The organism is Aquabacterium sp. (assembly GCF_004297345.1).
Lineage (GTDB): Bacteria > Pseudomonadota > Gammaproteobacteria > Burkholderiales > Burkholderiaceae_C > Aquabacterium.
This window is the reverse complement of sequence record NZ_SCTN01000025.1, coordinates 1-6,331: the sequence shown is the minus strand read 5'-3', so window position 1 is coordinate 6,331 and position 6,331 is coordinate 1. Positions and strand designations below refer to the sequence as shown.

General features: G+C 59.7%; 5 protein-coding genes and 1 pseudogene. All 6 read right to left on the bottom strand.

The window, feature by feature from the left end; translation table 11 throughout:
- Nucleotides 1-57 precede the first annotated feature (57 nt).
- Nucleotides 58-1,137: a chemotaxis response regulator protein-glutamate methylesterase gene (locus EPO09_RS00705; protein WP_290639187.1), complete on the bottom strand. Its 1,080-nt coding sequence runs from the start codon at nucleotides 1,135-1,137 to the stop codon at nucleotides 58-60.
- 4 nt (nucleotides 1,138-1,141) lie between these two features.
- On the bottom strand, nucleotides 1,142-1,669 hold the full coding sequence (locus tag EPO09_RS00700) for a chemotaxis protein CheD (RefSeq protein ID WP_290639185.1): 528 nt from the start codon (nucleotides 1,667-1,669) through the stop codon (nucleotides 1,142-1,144).
- Nucleotides 1,656-2,450, bottom strand: coding sequence for a CheR family methyltransferase (locus tag EPO09_RS00695; RefSeq protein WP_290639183.1), 795 nt, complete (start codon nucleotides 2,448-2,450; stop codon nucleotides 1,656-1,658). The genes EPO09_RS00700 and EPO09_RS00695 overlap by 14 nt, the downstream gene beginning before the upstream one ends.
- Before the next feature lie 33 nt (nucleotides 2,451-2,483).
- Complete coding sequence (locus EPO09_RS00690) at nucleotides 2,484-3,023, bottom strand: chemotaxis protein CheW (protein WP_290639181.1); 540 nt, start codon at nucleotides 3,021-3,023, stop codon at nucleotides 2,484-2,486.
- 2 nt (nucleotides 3,024-3,025) lie between these two features.
- The gene (locus EPO09_RS22305; RefSeq protein ID WP_367200031.1) at nucleotides 3,026-5,977 is read right to left on the bottom strand and encodes a methyl-accepting chemotaxis protein; all 2,952 of its coding nucleotides are present in this window, start codon (nucleotides 5,975-5,977) and stop codon (nucleotides 3,026-3,028) included.
- Nucleotides 5,978-6,019: 42 nt separating this feature from the next.
- Nucleotides 6,020-6,331, bottom strand: a pseudogene (locus EPO09_RS00675) (hypothetical protein); the annotation flags it as partial.

The window sequence follows — 6,331 nt, the reverse complement described above, 5'->3', positions numbered from 1 at the left end:
CCCACCGGAGAAAGCCCTTGTCCATGCTGCTACCTCAATCCTTGTTTCACGTCCTGGTCAGGCGCTGACCACGGCTGATCGCGCGGCGGCCATTAGCCACGCTGGCATGTCTTCCAGGCTGACCACTTGTTGAGCCCCGCCGTGCTTGATGGCCTCGCGAGGCATCCCGAACACCACGCAACTGGCTTCATCCTGTGCCGCCGTCTTGCCTCCGGCGTTGAACATTTCCTTCAAGCCACGCGCGCCGTCATCACCCATGCCCGTCATCACAACGCCAATGGCATTGCGGCCTGCGCACTGGGCCACCGACTTCAGGAGCACGTCGGCGTTGGGCCGATGGTGATTCACCAAAGGCCCATCAAACACTTCCACCACATACTGCGCACCGCTGCGTTTGAGACGCATGTGCCGCCCACCAGGTGCAAACAGCACACGGCCGTTGATCACACGATCGCCATCCTTGGCTTCCATCACTTCAAGCTCACACAGGCCGTTCAAACGGGCTGCCAGGCTGGCTGTGAAATTGGGCGGCATGTGCTGCACGATCACCATGCCCGGCACCGTACGAGGCAAGCGCGTCAGCACGGCTTCAATGGTCTGCACGCCCCCCGTAGAGATGGCAATGGCGATGACGCGGTCCGTGGTCTCCGCCATGGCGTCCTGAGGTGATGGCGCGACGGCAACACGCGTCGCCCCCGGCTTGACAGGTGCGGGCGTGGCGCGGCGCAAGGCCGACATATTGGCCTTGGCCGCTGCCCGCACGGCATTCACGATGCCGTTGCTGTCGTCCTCCAGGAAATCTCTCAGGCCCAGCTTGGGTTTGGTCACGAAACCCACGGCACCAGCGGCCAGCGCCTGCATGGTCGTCTGCCCGCCCTTTTCCGTCAGGGTCGAACACATCACCACCGGTGTGGGCCGCTCAGCCATCACCTGCTTAAGGAAGGTGATGCCATCCATGCGCGGCATCTCGACATCCAGCACCAGCACATCTGGCCAGTTTGTCTTCATGCGTGGCAAGGCAAAAAGCGGATCGGATGCCGCGCCGATCACCTGTATGCCGGCCTTGGTCAACAGATCGGCCAGGTGCTTGCGCACGATGGCAGAGTCGTCAACGATCATGACCTTGATCTCGCTCATGAGATCACCCTTTCCTGGCTGTATGGGGATTGCCGCGCTTCAATACCACCTGGCCATTGGTCAGATCAATCGTCACATTGCGCGGTTCGTTGCCACCGACGTCAACACACTGGAGCTGAAAGCCATACTGGTCGATGATCTCCCAGGCTTTTTCCACATTGCGTTCACCGATGTTGAACTTCACCTTGGCCTGATCTGGCATGGTGTCAGCTCCGCCGTATAGGTGTACTTCGTAATCCTGGGTTTTCGTGCCCGTTTTCTTGATCTCACGGGCGAGCAACTCGACCGCCTCTTCACCAAAACGGCCATCCAGAGAACCGTCAGGCAAACGCGGCCGCTTGGGCAAGAGAAAGTGGCACATGCCGCCCATGCGGCGATGTGGGTGCCACAAGGTGATGGCGATGCACGAGCCAAGCAACGTCTTGACCGTGGCCCCGGTTCGCCCGAAGTACCACTGCCCCGGCAGCAAGAAGACTTTCTCGCCGCTGTGGTGCTTGAGTCGGGCGGGGCCCTTGCTGTCAAGTTCGAGCATAGACGGCGGGCTTCACGCTGGTCAGCCCTGTCGGCAAGTTGCTGAGGGACTCGGAGTGCCCGGTGAAGAGATAGCCTCCCGGTTTGATCAAGGGACTGACCCGACGGACGATATCGAGCTTGGCATCCGCATCAAAGTAGATCAGCACATTGCGCAGGAAGACCACGTCGAACTTGCCGATGTCAGGTAGAGGCTGCATCAGATTGGCTTGTTCGAAGCTCACGTTGGCACGCAGCTCCTTGCTCACCAGCAACTGTCCCTCATACGGACCAGAGCCTCTCATGCAAAAGCGCTTGAGGTACTGCGGGCTGGTATTGCGAGCCCTCTCCATGGGGTACAGCGCCTTGCGCGCCGCATCCACCATGGCTGTGGACAGATCCGTTCCAACGATCTTCCAGCCGCTCAATCCAATCTTGTCAGCCAGCAACATGGCGATGCTGTACGCCTCTTCGCCAGAGGAGCTAGCCGCGCTCCAGACCCTGAACTCCTGCCCTGGTCGCCGTCTGGCCACCATGTCCGCCAGAAATTCGAAATGGGCGGGCTCGCGGAAAAAATAGGTCTCGTTGGTGGTCAGGCGGTCAACCACGCGAACCAGCTCGCGCTCGTCGCCCGCCTTGATGACCTTGTCTACATACTCGTCCAGGCTACTGAGGCCTTTCTCGGTCGCCAACTTCTGCAAACGACCGATAACCAGTTGCCGCTTGGCAGGCACCAGGCGAATGCCGGAGACCCGATGAAACACATCGGCCACCACATTGAAGGAACGTTCAGACAGTTGCATGCCACATCACCTTTGTATGCGCAGGGCAGTCCATCAATGCGCCACGTGGCCAGCAATCAAAGACGCCATGCTTTCACGAGCCAGGATCCGATCTGCGTCCAGGATGGACAACAAGGTGCCCTTGGCCTTGGCCATACCTTGCAGGAACTCGCGCGGGATGCGCGTACCCAGCGCAGGGACGGGCTCGATGTCCTGATCCGCAATCTCCAGTACCTCGGAGACCCCATCAACCAGCACACCCACCACCAGCGGGCCGTCCTGATCCTTGTGATCCGTCTCCACGATGACGACGCTGCTGCGCCGGCCAATCACGGCTGGATCGGCCCCAAAGCGGGCCTTGAGGTCAATCACCGGCACCACGGCACCCCGCAGGTTCATGACGCCACGCACAAAGTCGGGCGTCAGGGGCAGGGGCGTCATGCGCCCGACTTCCAGGATCTCGCGCACCATGTCGATACCGACGGCATAAGTCTCCTTGCCGACCGCCAGACACAGGTATTGCTTGGCTGAGATCAACTCCATGTCACTGGATGGTGACGCCGAATCCAGCACGGCAGGCAGGGTCATGTCCATGATCAGAAGTGTGCAAAGTGAGATTCATCAACCGCATCCACGCTGGCGTGCTTTGTGGCCAGATTGGGTGTGGACCTACCGACACGCGCATGGCCCGATGCAGGGCAAGCGGCGTTCGTTGGGCGAGATCCGGCGAACGCAGAATCCTGCGCTTCACGCGATGACCGTTTTGCTCCGCCGTCGTCCTTGAGCTTGAAGTAAGCCATCAAGCCCTGAAGCTGCGTGGCTTGTGCGGAAAGCTCTTCCGACGTGGCAGACAACTCTTCTGCTGCCGATGCATTTTGCTGAGTGGCGCCATTGAGATGGTCCATGGCACCAGTGATCTGCGCCACGCCATCCGACTGCTCGCCCGAAGCCGCCGCGATCTCCTGAACCAGCTCGCTCGTCTTGTTGATCGAAGGCACCATCTGCTTGAGCAGATCGCCGGCCTTTTCGGCCAGGTTCACGCTGGAACCGGCCAGTCGCCCGATCTCCTGAGCGGCCACCTGGCTGCGTTCGGCCAGCTTGCGCACTTCGGCCGCCACCACGGCAAAACCTCGGCCATGCTCACCGGCACGGGCCGCTTCAATCGCCGCATTGAGTGCCAGCAGGTTGGTCTGGTAGGCGATGTCGTCAATGATGGATATCTTCTTGGCGATCTCCTGCATGGCGTCCACGGTACGCGTCACGGCATCACCGCCGTCCATGGCCTCCTTGGCGGCCTTCGTGGCCATGCCGTCGGTCACCAACGCGCTCTCTGCGTTTTGCTTGACGGACTGGGCCATTTGCTGCAAAGAGGCACTCGTTTGCTCCACACTGGCCGCTTGTGATGCCGCAGACTGCGACAGCGATTGAGACGTCTCGGAAACCTGGTTGGCCGCCGATGTCAGTTGCTCCGCCGACACGCGCACCTCCACAATGGTCTTGCTGACGGTATCGATCAGATCGTTGAACTTTTCACCCATCAAGCGGAAGAAGGGCTCCTTGCCTTCCAGCACCATGCGGCGAGAGAAATCGCCTTGCGTTGCGCCATCGACCAGGTCGGTCACTTCCTTTTCCGCCAACACTTCAGCAGTGCGGTCTCGCCATTCCACAACGGTCCCCAGGCGAACGCCCTTGTCGTCATTGATCGGGTTGGCCGTCAGTGCAAAGTGCAGTTCACTCACCTTGATCTGCGTCTTGTGCTCGCCCTTGAGCATGCCCAGCAAATTGCGCTGATGCCCAGGGTTCTTGTGGAAGCTGTCGAAATTGCTGCCGAGCACGCGATTGGCAGCGAACTGAGGCAAGCTCTTGCGCAATTCGCTCTCGTTGCGGCTGAGCATGCTCATGACCGAGTCGTTCGTGTAGATGATCTTGCCATCGGCATCCGCGATCATCACGTTGGTAGAACAGCAATCCAGTGCCCGTTTGACGCGGGCATTCTCGGCCGCCTGTTTTTGCTCACGCTCTTGCGCCGCGAGGAACTCGGTCAAATCACGCCATTCCACAACCGTTCCCAGTCGTTCGCCATCCTGGCTGCGAATCGGGTTAGCGGTGACGTCAAACCGACGAGCGCCAATGTCCAGCCGAGTGGTTTGAGTACCCGCCAGACGTTCAAGCATGGTTCTTTGCTGAACTGGATCCTTGCTGAAGGCATCCATGTTGGCGCCCACAATGCACTGGGCATCCAGCTTGGGCAGATCAGCGCGGAAATCTGCCTGCGCAGCCCTGACCATGCTTTGCATGGCTTCATTGGCGTAGACGATTTTGTAATCTGCGTCGGCCACCACCACATTGGTGGCCGCCACATCGAGGGCCTGGCGAATTCGCGTGCTCTCAGCGAGCAAGACGGCGTCGCGCTCATTGCGATCACGCAAGCCAAGTTGCATGGCCTTGATGGCAGTCAGCAGTTGTGCGGCTTCATCACGCCCATTTATGTCGATGACGCCGTCAAGCTGGCCATTTTTGACGGCATTGGCCGCATCAATGGCACGCTGGATGGGCTTGGTCACCGCCCGCACGACCGCCGTCCCCAAACCAACGGCCACCAGCATGACCAACGCCAGCACGCCGCTCAGAACCAGACGTGCGTGGATCAATCGGTCTTCACGCTCCTTGAGCAAACGCGCCAGCACCGCCACCCCTGGATCTCGGGCAGCTTGCAGGGCATCTCGGTCTTTGGCCAGTTGCACAGACAACTGCTTCTGTTCGGCCAGTTCCGGCTTGTCGCTGCCCAGCACTTTCTCGGCCAGGCTCAAAGTTGACTTGAACCGCGACTCCAGGCCCTCGACGTTCACGTCAGCCTTCAAGCCGGGGTTGGCCCACACGGCCTTGGCGGCCAGATCTTGAATCTCGCCTGTGTGAACCAGAGCGAAATAGCTGTCTGCATAGGCCTTCTTGGTCAGGTGCGTATCCCCTCGGTTGGTCGTCAGCAGCATGTCGTTGCTTTGCTGAACGCGACTGAAGTAGTCGGCGACCTGGAGCATGATGTCCGTGGTGAGACTCATGACAGCATAGGAATCGGCATCGGGGTCCAGCGTCAAGCCGCTTTTATCCAAAGCCGCAGTAGTCAGGCCTTTGACGCTTTCCACCAATTCGTTCTCAGCCTGATCGGAGGTATGGCCCTCCTTCTTGAGCTCTGCCAACAAAGCCACGTAGCTCATCTTGACGCCTTCAAAGTCCGGCGTGAGATCCAACTCCGCGTGGTGGGACTTCAGCGAGGCATCCACCGCATCAACCTGGGCGCCCATGGCCGTCCAGGTGGCGTTGTGATCCGGGCTTGTCTCCGGCACCACACGTGCGTGATTGATCGCATCAGTCAGAGGCAGGATGACCCTGATGACATCGGCCCCCGCTCTTTCGACTCTGGTGCTGTTGATCGTTGCCTGCGTGGTGCGCAGGTAAACAATGGTGGGCACTGCGCACATGATCAAGCCTAGGATCGCGAGCAAGGTAAATTTTTGCCACAGCAACATGCGGGACATGAGGGCGTTCATGGTCGTGGACTCCTGGCGTTCTGGTCGATCAATGTGCGTTGATCAAAAATGGGCGAAATGCGATTCGTCAACGTCCGAATGAAAGCCCGGCTGCGCCATGGCTGTCGTCTGACGATGGGGCGCGGTGCTCGGCTTGGCCGAGGTGCTGATACGGCTGCTGACGCTCCGTGCAGCCTGATTGGATCCGCCATGCGCCGGAGCACGTTGCTCAGATTCGTCCTTAATTCGGAAATAGGCCATCAGATGCTGCAGCTCGGTCGCCTGAGCAGACAACTCTTCGGATGTCGCAGACAGTTGTTCTGCGGCGGAAGCGTTTTGTTGCGTCGCGCCATTGAGATGGTCCATGGCACCGTT

Excerpts from the sequence above, each read along its gene's own strand:
- EPO09_RS00700 (WP_290639185.1), bottom strand. The coding sequence starts at position 1,669 with ATGCTCGAACTTGACAGCAAGGGCCCCGCCCGACTCAAGCACCACAGC.
- EPO09_RS00695 (WP_290639183.1), bottom strand. The coding sequence starts at position 2,450 with ATGCAACTGTCTGAACGTTCCTTCAATGTGGTGGCCGATGTGTTTCAT.
- EPO09_RS00690 (WP_290639181.1), bottom strand. The coding sequence starts at position 3,023 with ATGGACATGACCCTGCCTGCCGTGCTGGATTCGGCGTCACCATCCAGT.
- EPO09_RS22305 (WP_367200031.1), bottom strand. The coding sequence starts at position 5,977 with ATGAACGCCCTCATGTCCCGCATGTTGCTGTGGCAAAAATTTACCTTG.
- EPO09_RS00705 (WP_290639187.1), bottom strand. The coding sequence starts at position 1,137 with ATGAGCGAGATCAAGGTCATGATCGTTGACGACTCTGCCATCGTGCGC.